Consider the following 19,136-nt stretch of genomic DNA (forward strand, 5'->3'; position numbering starts at 1 on the left):
TTACAAAAATTAAATTTAATTACATAAAATATTTGACAACGTTTACTTAGAATCTTATACTTTATTTAAAATATTATATATAATTTTTAGTAAATATTGGGGGGGTAAAGCATGAGAAAAGTAAGGGAAAAGATAGCTATTATAGCTTCTATGGTATGCGTAGCCACATCATCTTTAGCTATTACAGCAGAGGCTGGTGTCTCGCTTCCGCCAGCTGGAAATGCCAAGAAAGGAATAAATCAGCCATTTCAACATGGTTATAGAGTAATTGATATTGAAAATTGGAATCTAGAGGATGATACTTATGCAGAAATGTTAAGATCACATGTACCTCTTCAAGAGCGTATAAGTCCATTTGCAGAAACTCAAGCAAATCCTAATTTGAGTTCTGAAACATCACTTACTAATTTAAACGGAGATTATGGAAATTATTTTTTTGATAGTACATCATACACTAATGATTTTAGTCAGTATGCTTATAATTTTTGGCAATATACAGATTATTATGGAGGATGGCACGGAATGCCAACTGATGGAGTTCCATTAAGTTTATATGCAGGTGGTGAGGATAGTAACTTCGAATTTGGAATATTAAATCTTCCAAATCCAGCTTATACTAATGCCGCTCATAAAAATGGGGTTAAGTCAATTGGATGTTTATTTATACCAAGATCAGGACAACCATATGATGAATTATTAAAAAAAGATGAGAATGGAGAATATATAATTGCTAAAAAACTTATTGAAATAAAAGAATATTTTGGCTTCGATGGATATTTTATAAATCAAGAAACTAGTATAGATCCAGCACATATTATTCCATACAAAGAATTTACTAAAACTTTATTAGATGCAGGAGTTTATACTCAATGGTATGACTGTGTAGATGATGTAAATGGAAATTTAATATATAAGCCATCCTTAATACCTTCACATAGTTCTTATGTATATGATCAAAATCTTGGGCGTGTAAATGACTCAATATTTATGAATTATAACTGGAATTCACCAGATGGTTGGAATAATGGAGAAAGTACAGATCCTAGATATATAGATGCAAGTGTAGAAGAAGCTAAACGTATAGGAATTAACACTTTAGATTCAGTTCTTATGGGAGTTGAGGTTACCATGGGGAAATTTAACGGTTCTCATAACTCAACAAGAAATATGGATGTGATACTGGACGAAAGTGGTAATCCTAAGACTGGAATAGCTTTATTTACACCTGATTATGTAAAGGCTGGATTGGATGGAGATTTAGGTGATCCTACTCAAAATAGAAGGGGACAGGCAGATTATCAGTGGATGGTAGCAGAACGTGAAAGAATGTTCTATACAGGTGTAACTATTGATCCATTAGATACAGGAGAAAAAGAAGGATATTCAAGACCGGATGTTGGACTTAATGATGCAAGTCAATGGGGTGGAGTATCAAGATATATAACTGAACGTTCAGTTATTGATGGTAAAACTTTTATTACAAATTTTAATACAGGACATGGTGTACATTATTATAAAGATGGAGAAATATCTAATAATGAAGAATGGGCAAATATGAATATTCAAGATATTCTTCCAACATGGCAATGGTGGATAGATACTAAGGGTACTAAATTACAAGCGGATTTTGATTATGGTCCAAATGTAGAAAAAGGTGATAAATTTACTTATAAACAAGTTGGAGCATATAAAGGAGGGAGTTCTTTAGTAGTTAATGGAGAATTAGATTCAGAAAATTATTTGCGTTTATTTAAAACAGAATTAGATATTATAAATAAGTCTAAAGCTACTATAACTTATAATAAAGTATCTGGGGAAGATGCTAGAGAGATGTCTTTAGGACTCATATTTAAGGATAATCCAAATAAGGTTGAATATATTCCTATTAAAGGATCAGATATTAATAGTAATGGTTGGGTTAGTACCGAGGTTGATTTAAGTGAATTTGCAGGTAGGAAAGTAGCTGTAATTGGACTTGCTTTTACACCGGACAATGGAAAAGTTTCTTCTGGTTATCAAATAAATATTGGTGAGATAAAGATAACTGATGGTAAAAATTATACTCCAGATATGCCAGAGGATTTTGAAATAGAGGCTTATTTAAATACTAATGAAGTTTACGTAGAGTGGGATTTAGAAGATTATGATGAGGTTAAACAATACAATCTTTATTCTAAAGGTGATAAAGGAACTTTGACTTACTTGGGTGGAATATATGATGATGTGTATTATATTAAAAATTTACCAAAGGATACTAAAGAACTTTTACTAACTGCTCAAGGGGAAGATGGAAGTGAAAGTAAGCCAGCTAAGATTAAATTATCTAAAGATTACAAAGTTAAGGGTTTAAAGGTAAATGAAACTGATGAAGGACTAGAAATAAGTTGGAATAAGCCAGACAAAAAATCCTTTAAAGGTATAGCGGTAGAAGTTAATTTATTAGAAAATGGGGAAGAAAATGATGTGTTCTCAAAAAAAATTAAATCAGATATAACTTCTGTAAAAGTACCATTAAAGAAAGAAGATGGTAAAAAATACGAGGTAAAAGTATCTACATTGAATAATAAAAATAAAATTTTAGATACTGTTACTGCTAAAGGTAAAACTAAAGATTTTTATGCAGAGCCGTATGCAGGAAGTTATAGAATTTCTAATGGAAAGTTAGTTTTTGATGGACCAACTTCTAAAGATTGGTGGAAGATGTTTATTGTTATTGATGGAGTTGAATATTCATATATAAGAGGAAAAGATGGATTTGATAATATTCCAGCTCCAGAAAAGGCTACTGATATTTCTATAACATTAAAAGATTACGAAGGTAATATGTCAGTACCAACAATACTTAAATATAATCCTTAATATATTAAATTTAATAAAAGACTTTTGAATTTAAATTCAAAAGTCTTTTTCTATAAGTTTTATTAACAAAAACAAAATTTAAGAATAATTATATAAGGTATAATATTCTTCGGAGTGTGAAAATATTAAGAGGGTAAAATCTTAATAGATGTTATGATTAATCAAAGAGTTTTTTTTAATATTTTAGATGAAGATCAAAGACCTATTACAAAGTGTATAGTAAGAATTGAAAATCAAAGAGAAAAATATGAAGGTGAGACAGATTTAGCTGGAATAGTAGAATTTTTAGTTCCATTAGGTATTTACGTATTGACCATAGAACATCCTGCTTTTAAGAAGAAAATTTATAGAATGGTTTTAAGGGATGGATTTAGTTTTACTAGGATAATTCTTCAAAGAAATAAACTAAATTATAAGAGGGAAGAAAAAATTCCTATTATAGAACATACTGATAAAGAATTTATAAATAAGAAGGTTCAAAAAAAGGATATAGAAGAAAAATATGATGGCAATAAAAATCAAGACATAGATAAAGCCTTGAATTCAGAAGAAGATTCTATAGATAATTTTAGTGAAAAAGAATATAACTTTAAATATTATTTTGATAATGTAGATTTATTCCAAAATCCAAGCTTATGGGGTGCAACTGGAATATTTAATGAGGTAAATGAGAATGGTTTTAATGAGATAATTAATGGAGCAAAAACAATCCTTGAAGAAATATTAAATTTAGCTAATTCCTTTGAAGCTGAAGATTTTAAAGGAGATGAAAATAATATACCTTTTACTTTTGATGCAATAAAGAAAGCTAGTAAAAATATTGCAAATAATAGTACTGATGAAGATTATGATGGTGAGACCTATGATGTTTGTGACTATGAAGAAGAGATTTTTGATGAAGACGAAAGATAAAACTAAAAGTATAAAAAAATTATAATGATAAATTTTGTAAAAAATATAATAAAATGGTTGAAAATTGAGTAATATAAAGTATAATAAGTATAAGATTAAATTTATGAAAGGAGACATTTTGATGAGAAAATTTGATAATAAATATATGAATAGTATGTATTTGTTATTTTTTACAATAAAATTAGTATTTACTCAGTCAATGGCTCCTTTTATGGGATTTTTCTAATACTTTCCATAAAATTTTATAAAATCTTTTCTAGATTTTAAAGCATGGCTGAGAAGCTATGCTTTTTGTTGAAATAAAGTCTATAATAAAAATTTCATAAGGCTAAGAAGGTTTTTGTATAATGTCGGATGTTTTAATAGAATCCTTACTTTTTAATATAAAACATCACTAGTTTGCCAATTAGAATTTTTTAAGTCTTCCTATTTAACTTAGTCTAGAAATTTTTGTTATATTCTTGATTTTATAGGACATCTATGTCTTTAAGCATAGTTTTTGCTTAAGGAACATAGGTGTCTTTTTATTTTAATTATAAGGAGGGAAATAATATGAATATAGGTAACTTCATATAAGGATTGTTAAGTGATATTAGATTAAATTATATAAATAAAGGGGGTATATATATGGGGATATTTAAGGATTATATATCTAAGAGAATGGTATTTTTAATAGTTCCGATATTAGCTATGATAATTGTTTTAGGTATAGATAGTTTTTTTCCATATCTTCAAAAAATATTTGTTGATGATATTTTATTAGGAAGTAATAAAAGTAAATTGGGATTATTTTTTGGAATTTTTTTAGGGTTATCACTTTTACGTGGAATATTAGGATATATTAAGGAGTTTTTATTTGATAAGTTTTCTTTAAATGTAAGCAAAGAAATTAGAATGGACTTATTTAAAAAGATTCAAAGCTTTGAATTTTCATTCTTTGATAGTACCAATACAGGAGAACTTATGTCAAGAATTGGTGAAGATGTAGATATTGTTTGGGAAACAATATCTTATGGACTTAGATTACTTATAGAAGGAATAATATTATTTATTATATCTGTAACCATAATGATGAGCATGAGTCCTTCTCTTACAATAATTTGTTTAGTCATCTTACTTCCTGTAGGAGTTTTGGCCATTTTAGTTAATAAAAAATTTCATAGAAATTACTCCAAAATAAGTGATAAAGTAGCTGATATAAATCTTATGGCACAGCAAGATATAGCAGGAATAAGATTAGTAAAGGCTTTTGCTAGGGAAAAATATGAAACTGAAAAGTTTTTAAAGGTCAATAAGGATTATTATGACCTTAATATAACTCAAGCAAGAATTCTAAGCAATTTCTTGCCTGTAATTGATCTTTTAACAAATTTAACTCCTGTAGCAATGATAATTTATGGAGGGTATTTGGTTATAAAAGGGAATATTACTATGGGGACGCTTTTAGCTTTCAGTAGTTATATTTTAAATTTATCTTTTTGTGTGAAAAATATAGGTGGTCTTGTAAATATGATGTCTCAAAATAGAGCATCTATGGATAAAATATTTAATATTCTTAAAAGAAAGCCTCAAATAACTTCTATGGAGAATTCTTATAATCCAGATAAGGTTAAAGGTGAAATAGAATTTAAGAATGTATCCTTTAGATATAATGAGGAAGAAGTGCTAAAGAAAATAAATCTAAAAATACCAGCAGGAAGTACAGTAGCGATTATGGGAGAAACAGGATGTGGTAAAAGTTCAATTCTTTCTCTAATAGGAAGGCATTATGATGTATCTTCTGGAGAAGTATTGATTGATGGGGTTAACGTGAAAAAATGGAATTTAGATAGTTTAAGAGAAAATATGGCTGTGGTTTTTCAAGATACATTTCTATTTTCAGATTCTATAAAAGATAATATAGATTTTGGAGGAAATAAAAGTGAAGATGAAATAATAGAGGCATCAAAGGATAGCTGTGCTTATGATTTCATAAAAGAAATGCCTGAAGGATTTAAAACAGAAGTTGGAGAAAGAGGTCTAGGGCTTTCAGGTGGTCAAAAGCAGAGGTTAGCAATAGCTAGAGCTTTAGTTAGAAAAACACCAATATTAATTTTAGATGATGCTACATCAGCCCTTGATATGGAGACAGAATTTAATGTGCTTAAAAACTTATCTAAAAAGCAAGATAAAGCGACTACATTTATAATTGCCCATAGAATCTCTGGGGTTAAGGATGCTGATATAATACTTTTCATGAAAGATGGAGAAATAGTTGAAATGGGAGATCATGAAAGTTTATTAAAGAAAAAGGGATATTACTATAGTGTATATTGCCATCAATTTCAAGATTTAGAGTTTGTACAATAATATTAAAACTTTAATTAAAAAGGGGGAAGAGATAATGGAAGAAATAAATGAGAAAAAAACTCATAAGTGGAAGACTATAAAGAGACTTCTAAAATATGTGGCTCCATATAAGTGGAAAACTATAGGAATAATATTAATGCTTTTACTTATTATGAGTTGTAATACATTAAATCCATACTTAATGAAGGTTTCTATAGATAAATTTGTTTCTGCTAAGGATGTAAATGGATTACTTGGCATAGGAGCAGTTTTACTTTTATTAAATATAATAGCAATGATACTTTCAAAAATAAGAATGCTATCTATGAGTAAAATAACAAATCAAATATTAGTAAATATAAGACATGAACTTTATACTCATATACAAACTTTAAGTTTTTCATTTTTTGATAATAGGCCAGTAGGTAAGATTTTATCAAGGGTAGTTGGTGATGTTAATGCATTAAATAACTTGTTAAATCATAGTATTGTTAATTTAATACCAAACCTTTTTACGATTTTACTAGTAATTTTTATGATGTTTTTAATGGATCCAAGTCTTACTTTGGTTTGTTTAACAGTTTTACCATTTCTTTTTGCGGGAATGTTTTTTATAGAAATAAAATCAAATAAAAGGTGGAGAGTCTTTAGGGAAAATAGATCAGCTCTTTTAGGTTATACCCATGAAGCATTTTCAGGAATGAAAGTGGTTCAAGGATTTAATAGAGAAGAGTATTCAAGAGAAAAATTTGAAAATCATCTAGAAGGACATGCAGGTGGTTTTTTACATGCAGTTAGACTTCAAGATTATTTTTGGCCTACAGTGGATATATGCAGAGGTTTTGGAATTGCAATAGTATTATTTGCAGGGTATAAATTAACAAGAGGTGGAAATTTATCATTAGGAACCTTAATGGCCTTCATAATGTATATTGAAATGCTTTGGAGACCTATAATGAACTTATCAGCCTTTTATAATGCTTTTGTTACTAACCTTTCAGCGGCAGAAAGAATTTTTGATATTATGGATACTAAGAATGATATGGTAAATAATAAAGCAGAAGAAAGACTTCCAAAGATAAAAGGAGAAATTCACTTTGAAGATGTTACTTTTTCTTATGATAATGATGGCAATCATGCATTAAAAGATGTAACATTCACCTTAAATCCAGGAGAAAAAATAGCCTTAGTTGGAGAAACAGGAGCTGGAAAAACTACAATAACAAACCTTATAAGTAGATTTTATGAGCCAACTAAAGGAAAAATATTTATAGATGGTATTGATATAAGTACTGTAGATGTAGAAAGTCTTAGAAGTCAAATGGGAATAATGCTTCAAGATTCATTTCTTTTTGCTTCTTCTATTAAGGAGAACATACGCTATGGGAAATTAGATGCTACTGATGAGGAAATAATCCAAGCTGCAAAGGCTGTAAATGCTCATAACTTTATAGAAAAACTTGAAGAGGGATATAATACAAATGTTAATGAAAGAGGATCAAGACTTTCATTAGGACAAAGACAGTTAATAGCATTTGCTAGGGCCTTAATTTCAGATCCAAGAATACTTATATTAGATGAAGCAACAGCTAATATTGATACCGAAACAGAAAGACTAGTTCAAGAAGGAATAAAGAAATTAATGGAAGGAAGAACTTCTATAGTTATAGCACATAGGCTTTCTACCATAAGAGATTGTGATAAAATATTTGTTCTTTCCCATGGAAAAATTGTTGAAGAGGGAACTCATGAAGAGTTATTAAATAGAAAAGGATATTATTATAATTTATATTGTGCTCAATATAGCTTTTTAAGAGAAGCTTAGGATAAAAAGAGGTTTTTAAGCCTCTTTTTTTATTTTATGAAGAAAAAGTTTATTTTAAAAATAAATTGGTACATATTTTAACAAAAATGAGAATATATTTATATATTAGGGAGTAATTGTTATAGAAAATTTATATAAATTTTTATAAGAATTACTTGTATTTTTAGTTGTAAGTGAGGATAGAGGTTATTTGCAATTAAAAATATTAAATTTTTTTAGGGGGAATTTAAATGAATAAGAAAAAGATTAAAAAGCTTATTAAAAGTGCCTTGGCTACTACTTGTGCAGTAAGTGTAATAACTACAACTTCAGTTACTGCCTTTGCAATTAATAGTGGAGAAAATAGTAAAGAGGGAGAAAGTAATAAAAGAGTAGAAGCTGAAGTTTATCCAGTACCTCAAAGTTTAGAACATTCTTCTGTAGAAGGAATGACTTTAGAGGGAGAGGTTAACATAGTTTATCATGGTGAACAAGAAGCAGCAACTTCTAAAAGACTTGAAAGAACTTTAAATGAAAATAATATAGCTTTTAAGGTGTCAGAAAATGTTGAAGAGGGAAAGGCTAATATTATAGTTTCTTCAGAGGGGGATCACTGTGATATATGCTCTGAGGGAAAAGAAGAAAATAGTGATGTTTTAACTCATAAAGAAGGGTATGTACTAAAAACAAGTAATGATATTAACGAAAAAGGTAATATATCTATAATAGGTTCTGACAAAGATGGTGCTTACTATGGTGTTTTAACTTTAAGTCAAATTCTAGAACAGTCTAATGAGGAAAATAAGTTTGCAGAAGTTGTAGTAACTGATTATCCTGAAATAGAATTTAGAGGATTTATAGAAGGTTTTTATGGAGTACCTTGGAGTCATGAAGATAGAATGAATTTAATGAAGGATACTAGTGAATATAAGATGAATACTTATATTTATGCTCCTAAGGATGATCCTTACCATAGATTAAGTTGGAAAGAATTATATCCAGAACAGGAAGCAAAACAAATTGCTGAACTTGCTAAGGCTGGAGCAGAAAATAATTTTAATTTCTGTTGGACAATTCACCCAGGGGCTACTCTTCAATTTACAGATGAAGATTTCGATGCTCTTATTAATAAATTTGAGCAACTTTATAGCTTAGGAGTTCGCCAATTTGGAGTTCTTTTTGATGATACTGATGACTGGTCAAGAGGACAAATGCAAGCTGAGTGGATAAATAAAATAGATACAGAATTTGTAAAAGCTAAGGGTGATGTAGCACCTATGATAGTTATATCAGCAAGATATAATTCAGCTTGGGGTCCAAATATGGATAGATATTTTAAACCTTTTATGCAAACATTGCATGATGATATACAAGTAATGTGGACAGGACATGCAACAATGTCAAATGTATCTAAGGAAGTTTTTGAATGGCCTAAGGTTCAAACAGGAGTTGATAAGGATGTAGCTGTTTGGTGGAACTATCCAGTAAATGATTATTGCGATAGCAGAATATTAATGGCTCCACTTCATAATTTAAATCAAGATCTTGATAATGTTAGTGGATTTTTCTCAAATCCAATGAACCAAGCTGAAGCTTCAAAGGTAGCCTTATATAGTATAGCTGATTATACTTGGAATACTGATGCATTTGATTATATGAAAAGTTGGGAAACTTCTATAGAAAAGTTTGTGCCAGAAGTAAAAGAAGAGTTTATGAGGTTTGCGTCAAATACATGTTATTTAAAAGATGATGGAGGAGCAAGTGGTCCTTTTGAATACGATGAATCTTGGTATTTATCAGAAAAGATAGATGCCTTAAAAGAGGCTATGAAGAATGGACAATCAGCTGTGAAACCCGCTAAGGATTTGTTAGAAGAATTTAAATTAATAGTATCTGATTATGAAAATATTACTTCAAAAGTTACAAATAAAAATCTATTAGATGAGATAGAACAACATTTAAATGCATATAAAGCCTTAGGCGAAGCAGGTATTGCTGCTATGGAAGCTATAATAGCTTCAGAGGAAGGAAATCTAGAATTATGGATGGATAGTAATTCACTAGCACAAGAAAAACTTGATTTAATGGAAACATTTAAAATTGAAAGTTTAGAAGGTGATGGTCCAAAAGAATATGTTGTTTCAGTAGGAACAAAACTTCTTAAGCCTTTAGTAAAAGAAAGTATAGATTATGCTAAAGAAAAAATGGGAGAAGTAGTTTTACCAAAGTATGAGCCAGAAATAAACACATCTCTTAATAATCTTAAAGATGTAGAAGTTAACTTTGAAGATGGAATATATTCTTTAAGAGAGTTAGGAGAAGTTACTCTTAATAATGGAGACTATGTAGGTATAAGCCTTCCAAAAGCAACAAAGTTAAGAGGAATAAACTTACTTGCTAATAATTATGATAATATAGAAATTCAATATTCAATAAATGGGTTAGAATGGGTTACAGCTAAGGCATCAACAAGTGAAAATGTTTTAGAGACTTTAGAAGTGGTTGATGCTACTTTTGTAAGAATTATTAATGTTGGTGAAAATTCAAAGAATATTAATTTAGAAAAATTAGAAGCTTTACCAGTATATAAAGCTGAACCAACTATTACTGAAAATATAGGAACTCATGAAAATTATACTATAGATAAAGCTTTAGATGGAAATATGGACACAAAATATTGGTCAAATAAGCCATCAGATTCAGGACATAATATACAAATTGATTTAGGTAATGTAATGCCATTATATGATATAAACACTTATTTTGGAGCAAATGATTTTATGAGAAATTCTGAATATATGATTTCAGAGGATGGAGTGAATTGGACTTCACTTGGAGAGTTAGCATATAATTCACAGGAGGGAAAAATGGTTGCATCTGCAAATGCAGAGGGAAAAATGGCAAGATATATTAAGATACAATCCAATGGACACAATTATGGATGCTGGGTTGAAATTTATGAAATTGAATTTAATAAGACAGCACCAGAATTTGATGAAAGTGCTGTAAATTTAGCAAGTGGTACTTTAGAAGGTAATTTTAATGCTTTTTATGATGAAGATTTATCAACAGCATATGAAGCTAAATCAGTAAAGGATGGAGATTCCTTAATATATAAAATGAGTAGGGTAACTAATATTTCAGAATTAGAAATATTACAAGATAAAAATAGAATTTCAGGGGCTAAGGTAAGCGTAAAAGATTTAGAAGGAAATTGGACAGAGATTGGAGCCTTAAATGCTCAAATTAATAAATTAAAAGTAGACAATAATATAACTGAGGTTAAATTTGATTTTGAAGGTTCAAAACCAGCTCCAAAAATATATGAAATTATTGCTAGAGAAAGAGAAGAACAAGAAGAAATAGTAGTAAGTCCTGTAAAAGAATTTAAAGCTACTACAATCAATAAGAAAAATGTAACAGTTTCATGGGAATCACCAGAGAATACTTTTGGATTAGAAAGCTATATTCTTTATAAGGATGGAAAGAAAGTTAGTGAAATCTCAAGTGATGAAACAAGCTATACATTTAAGGGATTAAATAGACATACTATCTATAACTTTAAAATAGCAGCAAAGTATTCTAATGGAGAAATATCAAAGAAAGAATCATTAACACTAAGAACTGCAAGATAGTTTTTAGATATTACTAACAATTAAATACTTTAAAATGAATTAATTGAGGCTATGTTTTAGTGAAAACATAGCCTTTAATTAGTGAAAACATAGCTTTTAAAATATGATTTAAGAGATAAATTTTCAATAATATAGCCAAATAAAATAAGCTTTGTGTATAATAATCATAATAAGTTAAGTGAAGGAGTGTTATTTTTGAGTCAAATCTTAAAATCTATAAGTGAAGATGAATTTAAAAATAAAATAAAAATAAGATTTAATAATATATTAGATGGATTTGATAGATATTCAAACGGGCTTTTAGAATATAATGGGGATAATGATTCTTTTAAAATAAAAGAGGAATATTTTATTAATTTCTTTAATGAAGCATTAGAGCTTAATAAAGGAAAAGTAATAATAGATTTATACATAAAAAACTTAGAAAATGAGAGTTTAGCAAGGCTTTTAGAGGGGTTAGATGAAAGAGATAAAAATATTTTAATAGATAATATTAATAAACAGGAAATAAAAAGTGTTTATTTTGAGCTTCATAATAAAGATTTAATGTCCTTTATAACTAGATTAAATACTAGGGAATTATTCTTTTGTACCATATATTTTATGGAAAAGCCTATGACTATATGGGGAAATTATAATTTGAGTTTTCCTATGTTTTTTGAGGAAAATAATATGCTAGAAATATATAGGGATTTAGCTAAAAAGCATAATTTATATATAAGGGGAATAGTATTAAAGTAAGAACTTAATTTTGAGGAAATATATGAAGCTTCTTAATAAATTAGTTATTACTTTTTTTATAACAATATCAATTATTATTTGTTCATATTTCTTTATGCCTATTAAATTAGAGGCTGCATTTAATATGTTAATAGAAAATCCAGAATTTATAGTTGTTACAGAAAAGAAAAATGATTCTGAACTTAATAGTTATAAAATAGAAGATGAAAATGATATAGCAAGTCTATATGATGATATTAAGGAAATAAAAATAGTTAAACCTTTTAGAAATCCATTAATTTCAAATGAGTATAATATATACATGGGAGATCAGTATATTAACGTATTATTAAGTGAAGATTTTATTAAGGTTAATGATGAAACTTTTAGGATAATAGATTCTGATCATAAGTATAAAGAATTAATAAGAGAAATAAAAGAAAATTTTATTAAGTAAGAGAAAAAGAGAGGAGTTTAATACTCACTCTCTTTTTTATGTATTATTTAACTTCAAATATCCAGCCTTCAGGAGCTTTTACATCTCCAAATTGCATTCCAGATAAAAGATCATAAAGTTTTTTAGTAGTAGGACCAACTTCAGTTTCGCTATGGAAAACATGAAGTTTATTCTTATATTCTATTCCTCCTATTGGAGTTATTACAGCGGCTGTACCACAAGCACCAGCCTCAGCGAATTCATCTAAGTTATCTATTAAAACATCTCTTTCTGATACAGGCATTTTTAAATAATCTTTAGCTATTTGCATTAAAGAGTATTTTGTTATACTTGGTAAAATTGATTCTGAGTATGGAGTAACAAATTCACCTTTCTTTGTTATTCCAAAGAAGTTTGCAGCTCCAACTTCCTCGATTTTAGTGTGAGTTGCTGGGTCTAAATATATACAATCAGCAAATCCTTTTTTTGCAGCTATTTCATGAGCCTTTAAGCTTGCTGCGTAATTTCCACCAACTTTAGCGGCACCAGTTCCTTTAGGAGCAGCTCTATCATAATCTGCAATCATAAAGTTTACAGGCTTCATTCCACCTTTAAAATAAGCACCAACTGGAAGGCAGAATACTGAAAATATAAATTCAGAAGCAGATTTAACACCTATATTATCACCAACACCTATCATGAAAGGTCTTATATAAAGAGTTGCACCAGTACCGTATGGAGGTACAAATCTTTCATTAGCCTTGACAACTTGCATACAGGCATCTATGAATTTTTCCACTGGTATTTCAGGCATTAAAAGTTTATCACATGATTTATTCATTCTTTTAGCATTTTCATCTACTCTGAAAAGTTGGATCTTTCCATCTTTTGTTCTATAAGCTTTTAAACCTTCAAAACATTGTTGACCATAGTGAAGGGCAGTTGAAGCTTCACTTATGCTTAATTTGTTGTCTGTAACTAATTTTCCTTCATCCCATTTACCATCTTTATAGTGAGATATGTAACGATAATCTGTTTTCATATAAGAGAAGCCTAGATTATTCCAATCAATAGCTGTCTTTTTATCCATAGTTTAACACTCCTATCAAAATTTAATACTTTTTAATTTTATCATTTTATTTTAAAAAATGAAAGATTAAAATTTAAAAATTGCAAATTAAAATTATTTTAATGTTAAGTTTAAATGATATAAATATTAAAATAATACAAAAAATTAATATTTATTACTAGGTTTAGTATATAAAATTGAAAAGAAATTTATGATATAATGAAAGAAAAAACAAATGGAAAAGGGAGAAGGGTATGGAGAAGTTTTATGAATTAAGTATAAGTGGCGAAGAATCAAAGCTACATAAGATGATAGTGCCAGCTATGATTATTTCCTTGTTTTTAGCAGCTGGAATATTTATTTTTACAGGGTTAATACCGACTTTGATATTTTTAATAGTAATATGTTTGCCGCTTTTTATAGCTAAAAGATTAACAATGGTTGAATATGACTATGAATTTACTGATGGAGAACTTGAAATAAGTGCTATTTATGAGAGAGTTAGAAGAAAAGTAAAGGGTAACATAAATTTAAGAGAGGTTGAAATTGTTGCACCTTTAGGAAATAGTGAATTAAAGAGATATTCTAATGTAAAAGTAAAAAAATGTTATAACAATATTCAAGAAGGAAAAAAGGTTTATGTAATAGTGGTTAGATGGGAAACTAAAATGGTTGCATATGAAGTTTTAATAGATCAGAAAATGCTTGATTTATTCTTTTTTTCAAATCCACAAAAAGTTATTAGATAATAAAAATAAAGGTAGCTTTATTAAATAAAGTTACCTTTTTTTATTTTTAAGATTAAATTAAAAGTATAAATAAGTTTTATATAATTAAGTAAGTTAATATACAAAAATACTATATTAGATTTTAAATAACTAAAATTTTAGTATAATATCTTAAAAATTAATAATAATAAATTGTAATATAAAATGTTATTATGATAAAAAGTCACTTGGCATCTATAGTTACTTATATATAATAATTGTGAAAAAAAGATGCTTGATAAATATTTTTAATGTTAAAAATATTTATTTATAATATAAGTCTTGTTAAAATTATCAATTTATTAAATATTAAAGATTATTATTTAATAAATGGTACTTTGTGCTATAATATAAAATAAGATTTAATTAAGAAAATATTTTCCTAGAATATTAGCTTAAAGCTATAACTTTTAAATAATATAGGCAATGTAAAAGCTATAGTGAACATAAAAAAGGGGGCATTAAAATGGAAGTAAAAAAATATGTAGATAATTTAATGGAAGATTTAAAGAAAGATAACCCTGGAGAAAGTGAGTTCTTAGCTGCTGCAGAAGAAGTGTTATACTCTTTAGTACCTGTCTTAGAAAAGAATCCTAAGTATATAGAAGAAGGAATATTAGAAAGAATTGTTGAACCAGAGAGAGTTATAATGTTTAGAGTTCCTTGGGTTGACGATGCTGGAAATGTAAGAGTTAACAGAGGATATAGAGTACAATTTAATAGCGCTATAGGACCATATAAGGGAGGGTTAAGATTCCATCCTTCAGTTAATTTAAGCATAATAAAGTTTTTAGGATTTGAGCAAATATTTAAGAATTCTTTAACTACTCTTCCTATTGGAGGAGGAAAAGGAGGATCTAACTTTGATCCTAAGGGAAAATCAGATAGAGAGATAATGAGATTTTGCCAAAGTTTTATGAGTGAACTTTATAGACATATAGGACCTAATACAGATGTTCCTGCAGGAGATATTGGGGTTGGAGGAAGAGAAATAGGCTATATGTTTGGGCAATATAAAAAACTTAAAAATTCAGTAGATGCTGGAGTTTTAACTGGTAAGGGCTTAACATATGGTGGTAGCTTAGCTAGAAAAGAAGCAACAGGATATGGTTTAGTATATTTTGTAGATGAAATGTTAAGAGATAATGGTCAAACAATAGAAGGGAAAACTGTTGTAATCTCAGGTTCAGGAAATGTTGCAATATATGCCACTGAAAAAGTTCAAGAGCTTGGAGGAAAGGTTGTTGCACTTTCAGATTCATCAGGGTATGTATATGATGAAAATGGAATAGATTTAGAGGTTGTAAAAGAAATCAAAGAAGTAAAAAGAGGAAGAATTTCTGAATATGTAAACTATGTTAAAACTGCTAAGTTTACTGAGGGATTTAGCGGAATTTGGAATGTTAAATGTGATATAGCACTTCCTTGTGCTACTCAAAATGAAATAGATGAAAACAGTGCAAAAACTTTAATTGATAATGGAGTAATTGCTGTAGGAGAAGGAGCAAATATGCCTTCAACTTTAGAAGCTCAAAAACTTTTTGTGGATAATAAAATTTTATTTGCCCCAGCAAAAGCTGCTAATGCAGGTGGAGTAGCAACATCAGCTTTAGAAATGAGTCAAAATAGTTTAAGAATGTCTTGGACTTTTGAAGAGGTTGATGCAAAACTTAAAGACATAATGAAAAATATATACTATAATTCTAGAAATGCAGCTTCTGAATATGGTCATGATGGAAATCTAATAGTTGGAGCTAATATTGCAGGATTTAAAAAGGTTGCAGATGCTATGTTAGACCATGGTATTATATAAGAAATACTTTTAAATTAGTTTTTATTTTAAGTATTATATATTTTATAAAGTTTGATATTTAAATTAAAGCTAAACTTTATAGAATAATAAAATAGAGAATATTATTATTTTAAGAAGAAACTATATTGAATCTTTAAAAATAAAACTTATAGATTTATCTAGTAATTAGTAAAATATATTAATAAGTTTTATTTAAAGTTTATTTTCATATAGTTTCTTCTGTTTTTTTCTTTTTACTTATGATATATTAAAGAATGTTATGTCAATAATTTATGGTAAATCATAATTTATTTAGAAAGGAAAATAAGTATGGCAAAGATAACTAGTAGAAATAATGATTTCTTAAAAATGCATAGAAATTCAACTTCTCCTAAGGTATATTCTTTATTAATAGAACTTATAAATGAAGATAGAGAAGACTTAGCTAATGAAGTAATAAAGATAGATTATTTAGTTGATTATTTTAATACATGTATTAAAAAAAGAGATAAAAGAGAAGGTAAGGAAACTTTAGAAAGAATAAATTTAAGACTTTCTAAGTTGAAGAAGGAAGGCGTAGATACTTCTCATTTTGAAACTCTTTGTGAGAATATATTAAAAAACAATAAGATTAAACTTTAGAGTTAAAGAAGGATGGGATGCTAATGGATAAATTTTTAAAGTTAGGATTAAGTGAAGAGGTTGCAAAATCTTTAGTAGGATTAGGAATAGAGGAGCCAACAGATATTCAGGAAAAAGCTATACCTGAAATTTTAAGTGGTAAAAATGTAATAGGAAAAGCTGAAACAGGGACAGGAAAAACTTTAGCATATTTACTTCCTATAATAGAAAAGATTGATGATTCAAAAAATGAGATGCAAGCTATTGTACTTTCGCCAACTCATGAATTAGGAGTTCAGATAAACAATGTTTTAAATGATCTTAAAAGAGGACTTGGAAAGAAGATAACTTCAACAACTTTAGTTGGAAGCGGAAATATAAAGAGACAAATAGAAAAACTTAAAAATAAGCCTCATATACTTGTTGGAACTACAGGAAGAATTTTAGAGCTTATAAATAAGAAAAAAATAACTACTAATACTATAAAGACAATAGTTATTGATGAAGGTGATAAACTATTAGATTTTATAAACATAAAAGATGTGAAAAGTGTTGTTAAATCTTGTCCAAGGGATACTCAAAAGCTTATATTTTCAGCTACAATGAATGAAAAAGCCTTAGAAACTGCAGATGAATTAATAGGAACTAGTGAGCTTATTCAAGCAAAAGCTGCAAACAAGGTTAATGAAAATATAGAACATGGATATTTTCAAGTAGAGTTAAGAGATAAAATAGACTTTTTAAGAAAGCTTATACATGCTATAGGTAATGAGAAAAAAATAATAGTTTTTATAAATAATAGCTATAATGTACATAATGTAATTCAAAAGTTAAAGTATAATAAAATAGAGGCAGTTTCTCTTCATGGAAGTGATAATAAAATGGAGAGAAAAAAGGCACTTCAAGATTTTAGAAGTGGGAAAGCCAAGGTTTTAATAACTTCAGATGTATCAGCTAGAGGATTAGATATTAAGGGAGCTACACATATAGTTAACTTAGATATTCCTATGAATTCTCAAAACTACTTACATAGGGTAGGACGTGTAGGAAGAGCTGGAGAAAAAGGCTTTGCATACTCTTTAGCAGATTATAAAGAAGAAAAAATAATAGTAAAATGTGAAAGACAATTAAAAATAAAAATTCCTAGAGTTTATTTATATGAAGGAAAGATACATGAAACAGAGGTAAAAAAGGTTCCTTCAAATAAAAACAATAGTAAAAAGAAAAGTAATTTACCTAAAAAGGTATATAAAAAAAGATAATTAAATATATATTTTAAGGCACCAAAGAATTAATTTCTTTTGGTGCTTTTTTATTTAGATAGTAGTTTTATATATTATTAATTAGATTTTAATTAAGATGATTTTAGAAGAAAATTATTTAATTATAAAAAATAATCTTTAAAAGTTACTAAAGGATTAACAATATTCCAAAATTATTGGAGGGGATTAGGTTATAGGATATAATAGCTTTAACATAATAAATATGTATGTTAGGGAGTGAATATAGGGATGAAAAAGTTTTTAATAAGTGTCTTAGCTGCAGCTATGATAGGGGCTACATTAACCTCTTGTGGAGCTAAAGATAATAATGGAACAAATGTTGAACAAAGTGATATAAAAATGTCTATGAGTGCTTCAGATATGACAAATGAACTTGTAGATGCTGGCATGGTTATAATGCCTATGCCTGTAGATGATGAAATGGCTAAGGAACTTTATCATTTAAATTTAGATGATGTAGAGGAATATGGAATTTCTGAGACTGGAAGATCACCAGGAAATGCCTTAATTATTATTGCAAAGGCTAAGGATGGAAAAGTAGAATCAGTAAAAGCGTCTTTAGATAAGGTTCTAGAAGATAAGATTGGAAAAGCTTTTTATCCAGAGGAAAAAGAGATTGCAGAGTCTTCAGAGGTTAAGGTTAAAGGAAATTATGTTTCACTATTTATATTACCACAAGACCAATTAGAAGAAGCAAATAAGATATACGAAGGGGAATTCAAATAAAGGCTAATTCCTATTTAAAGAAATAATAAATTAATAGTTTGATTTTTAAACTTGCTATGCTTAGGGAAAGGGGAAATTTTTATATTTTTCTACAAGTATTAGCAAGTTTAACTAATTTATTTATTGTTTTAAAATACATATTTTAAATTAGAAAGTATTTAGAGAGAAAGATAATAAAAAAGAG

General features: G+C 28.1%; 13 protein-coding genes. 12 read left to right on the forward strand and 1 reads right to left on the reverse strand.

The features are described from left to right. Nucleotides 1–111 precede the first annotated feature (111 nt). From QP548_RS03360 to QP548_RS03390, 7 genes are all read left to right on the forward strand, one after another. Nucleotides 112–2,859, forward strand: coding sequence for an endo-beta-N-acetylglucosaminidase (locus tag QP548_RS03360; RefSeq protein WP_061428602.1), 2,748 nt, complete (start codon nucleotides 112–114; stop codon nucleotides 2,857–2,859). 153 nt (nucleotides 2,860–3,012) lie between these two features. Further along, a complete protein-coding gene (locus tag QP548_RS03365) occupies nucleotides 3,013–3,771 on the forward strand; it encodes a hypothetical protein (RefSeq protein ID WP_061428600.1) in 759 nt (252 codons plus the stop codon). A gap of 627 nt (nucleotides 3,772–4,398) precedes the next feature. Next, nucleotides 4,399–6,120 (forward strand): ABC transporter ATP-binding protein, encoded by a 1,722-nt coding sequence (locus QP548_RS03370; RefSeq protein WP_061428598.1) that lies wholly within the window; start codon nucleotides 4,399–4,401, stop codon nucleotides 6,118–6,120. A gap of 34 nt (nucleotides 6,121–6,154) precedes the next feature. Then, complete coding sequence (locus tag QP548_RS03375; RefSeq protein ID WP_075808044.1) at nucleotides 6,155–7,924, forward strand: ABC transporter ATP-binding protein; 1,770 nt, start codon at nucleotides 6,155–6,157, stop codon at nucleotides 7,922–7,924. 230 nt (nucleotides 7,925–8,154) lie between these two features. Then, nucleotides 8,155–11,538 (forward strand): beta-N-acetylglucosaminidase domain-containing protein, encoded by a 3,384-nt coding sequence (locus QP548_RS03380; protein ID WP_061428594.1) that lies wholly within the window; start codon nucleotides 8,155–8,157, stop codon nucleotides 11,536–11,538. Nucleotides 11,539–11,733: 195 nt separating this feature from the next. After that, nucleotides 11,734–12,279, forward strand: a complete 546-nt coding sequence (locus tag QP548_RS03385) for a hypothetical protein (protein WP_061428588.1) — start codon at nucleotides 11,734–11,736, stop codon at nucleotides 12,277–12,279. Nucleotides 12,280–12,301: 22 nt separating this feature from the next. After that, nucleotides 12,302–12,715: a hypothetical protein gene (locus QP548_RS03390; protein WP_061428586.1), complete on the forward strand. Its 414-nt coding sequence runs from the start codon at nucleotides 12,302–12,304 to the stop codon at nucleotides 12,713–12,715. A 43-nt stretch (nucleotides 12,716–12,758) separates the two neighbouring features. Here QP548_RS03390 and QP548_RS03395 read toward each other — a convergent pair whose 3' ends face one another. Then, complete coding sequence (locus QP548_RS03395; RefSeq protein ID WP_061428584.1) at nucleotides 12,759–13,784, reverse strand: branched-chain amino acid aminotransferase; 1,026 nt, start codon at nucleotides 13,782–13,784, stop codon at nucleotides 12,759–12,761. Nucleotides 13,785–14,017: 233 nt separating this feature from the next. Here QP548_RS03395 and QP548_RS03400 point away from each other — a divergent pair, with 233 nt between their 5' ends. From QP548_RS03400 to QP548_RS03420, 5 genes are all read left to right on the forward strand, one after another. Further along, nucleotides 14,018–14,512: a hypothetical protein gene (locus QP548_RS03400; protein WP_061428582.1), complete on the forward strand. Its 495-nt coding sequence runs from the start codon at nucleotides 14,018–14,020 to the stop codon at nucleotides 14,510–14,512. A 484-nt stretch (nucleotides 14,513–14,996) separates the two neighbouring features. Beyond that, complete coding sequence (gdhA, locus tag QP548_RS03405) at nucleotides 14,997–16,343, forward strand: NADP-specific glutamate dehydrogenase (protein WP_061428580.1); 1,347 nt, start codon at nucleotides 14,997–14,999, stop codon at nucleotides 16,341–16,343. 309 nt (nucleotides 16,344–16,652) lie between these two features. Further along, entirely contained in the window at nucleotides 16,653–16,964 is a 312-nt protein-coding gene (locus tag QP548_RS03410) for a hypothetical protein (protein ID WP_003452013.1), read from the forward strand. A 23-nt stretch (nucleotides 16,965–16,987) separates the two neighbouring features. After that, complete coding sequence (locus tag QP548_RS03415; protein WP_061428577.1) at nucleotides 16,988–18,205, forward strand: DEAD/DEAH box helicase; 1,218 nt, start codon at nucleotides 16,988–16,990, stop codon at nucleotides 18,203–18,205. Nucleotides 18,206–18,454: 249 nt separating this feature from the next. Then, nucleotides 18,455–18,952: a DUF4358 domain-containing protein gene (locus tag QP548_RS03420; RefSeq protein WP_061428576.1), complete on the forward strand. Its 498-nt coding sequence runs from the start codon at nucleotides 18,455–18,457 to the stop codon at nucleotides 18,950–18,952. Nucleotides 18,953–19,136: the final 184 nt, after the last annotated feature.

It is taken from the genome of Clostridium sp. UMB9555A, from assembly GCF_030222355.1.
Taxonomy (GTDB): Bacteria; Bacillota; Clostridia; order Clostridiales; family Clostridiaceae; genus Sarcina; species Sarcina perfringens.

Bases quoted from the DNA above. Each gene is read 5' to 3' on its own strand.
- QP548_RS03360 (WP_061428602.1), top strand. From the start codon at position 112: ATGAGAAAAGTAAGGGAAAAGATAGCTATTATAGCTTCTATGGTATGC.
- QP548_RS03365 (WP_061428600.1), top strand. From the start codon at position 3,013: ATGATTAATCAAAGAGTTTTTTTTAATATTTTAGATGAAGATCAAAGA.
- QP548_RS03370 (WP_061428598.1), top strand. From the start codon at position 4,399: ATGGGGATATTTAAGGATTATATATCTAAGAGAATGGTATTTTTAATA.
- QP548_RS03375 (WP_075808044.1), top strand. From the start codon at position 6,155: ATGGAAGAAATAAATGAGAAAAAAACTCATAAGTGGAAGACTATAAAG.
- QP548_RS03380 (WP_061428594.1), top strand. From the start codon at position 8,155: ATGAATAAGAAAAAGATTAAAAAGCTTATTAAAAGTGCCTTGGCTACT.
- QP548_RS03390 (WP_061428586.1), top strand. From the start codon at position 12,302: ATGAAGCTTCTTAATAAATTAGTTATTACTTTTTTTATAACAATATCA.
- QP548_RS03395 (WP_061428584.1), bottom strand. From the start codon at position 13,784: ATGGATAAAAAGACAGCTATTGATTGGAATAATCTAGGCTTCTCTTAT.
- QP548_RS03400 (WP_061428582.1), top strand. From the start codon at position 14,018: ATGGAGAAGTTTTATGAATTAAGTATAAGTGGCGAAGAATCAAAGCTA.
- gdhA (WP_061428580.1), top strand. From the start codon at position 14,997: ATGGAAGTAAAAAAATATGTAGATAATTTAATGGAAGATTTAAAGAAA.
- QP548_RS03410 (WP_003452013.1), top strand. From the start codon at position 16,653: ATGGCAAAGATAACTAGTAGAAATAATGATTTCTTAAAAATGCATAGA.
- QP548_RS03415 (WP_061428577.1), top strand. From the start codon at position 16,988: ATGGATAAATTTTTAAAGTTAGGATTAAGTGAAGAGGTTGCAAAATCT.
- QP548_RS03420 (WP_061428576.1), top strand. From the start codon at position 18,455: ATGAAAAAGTTTTTAATAAGTGTCTTAGCTGCAGCTATGATAGGGGCT.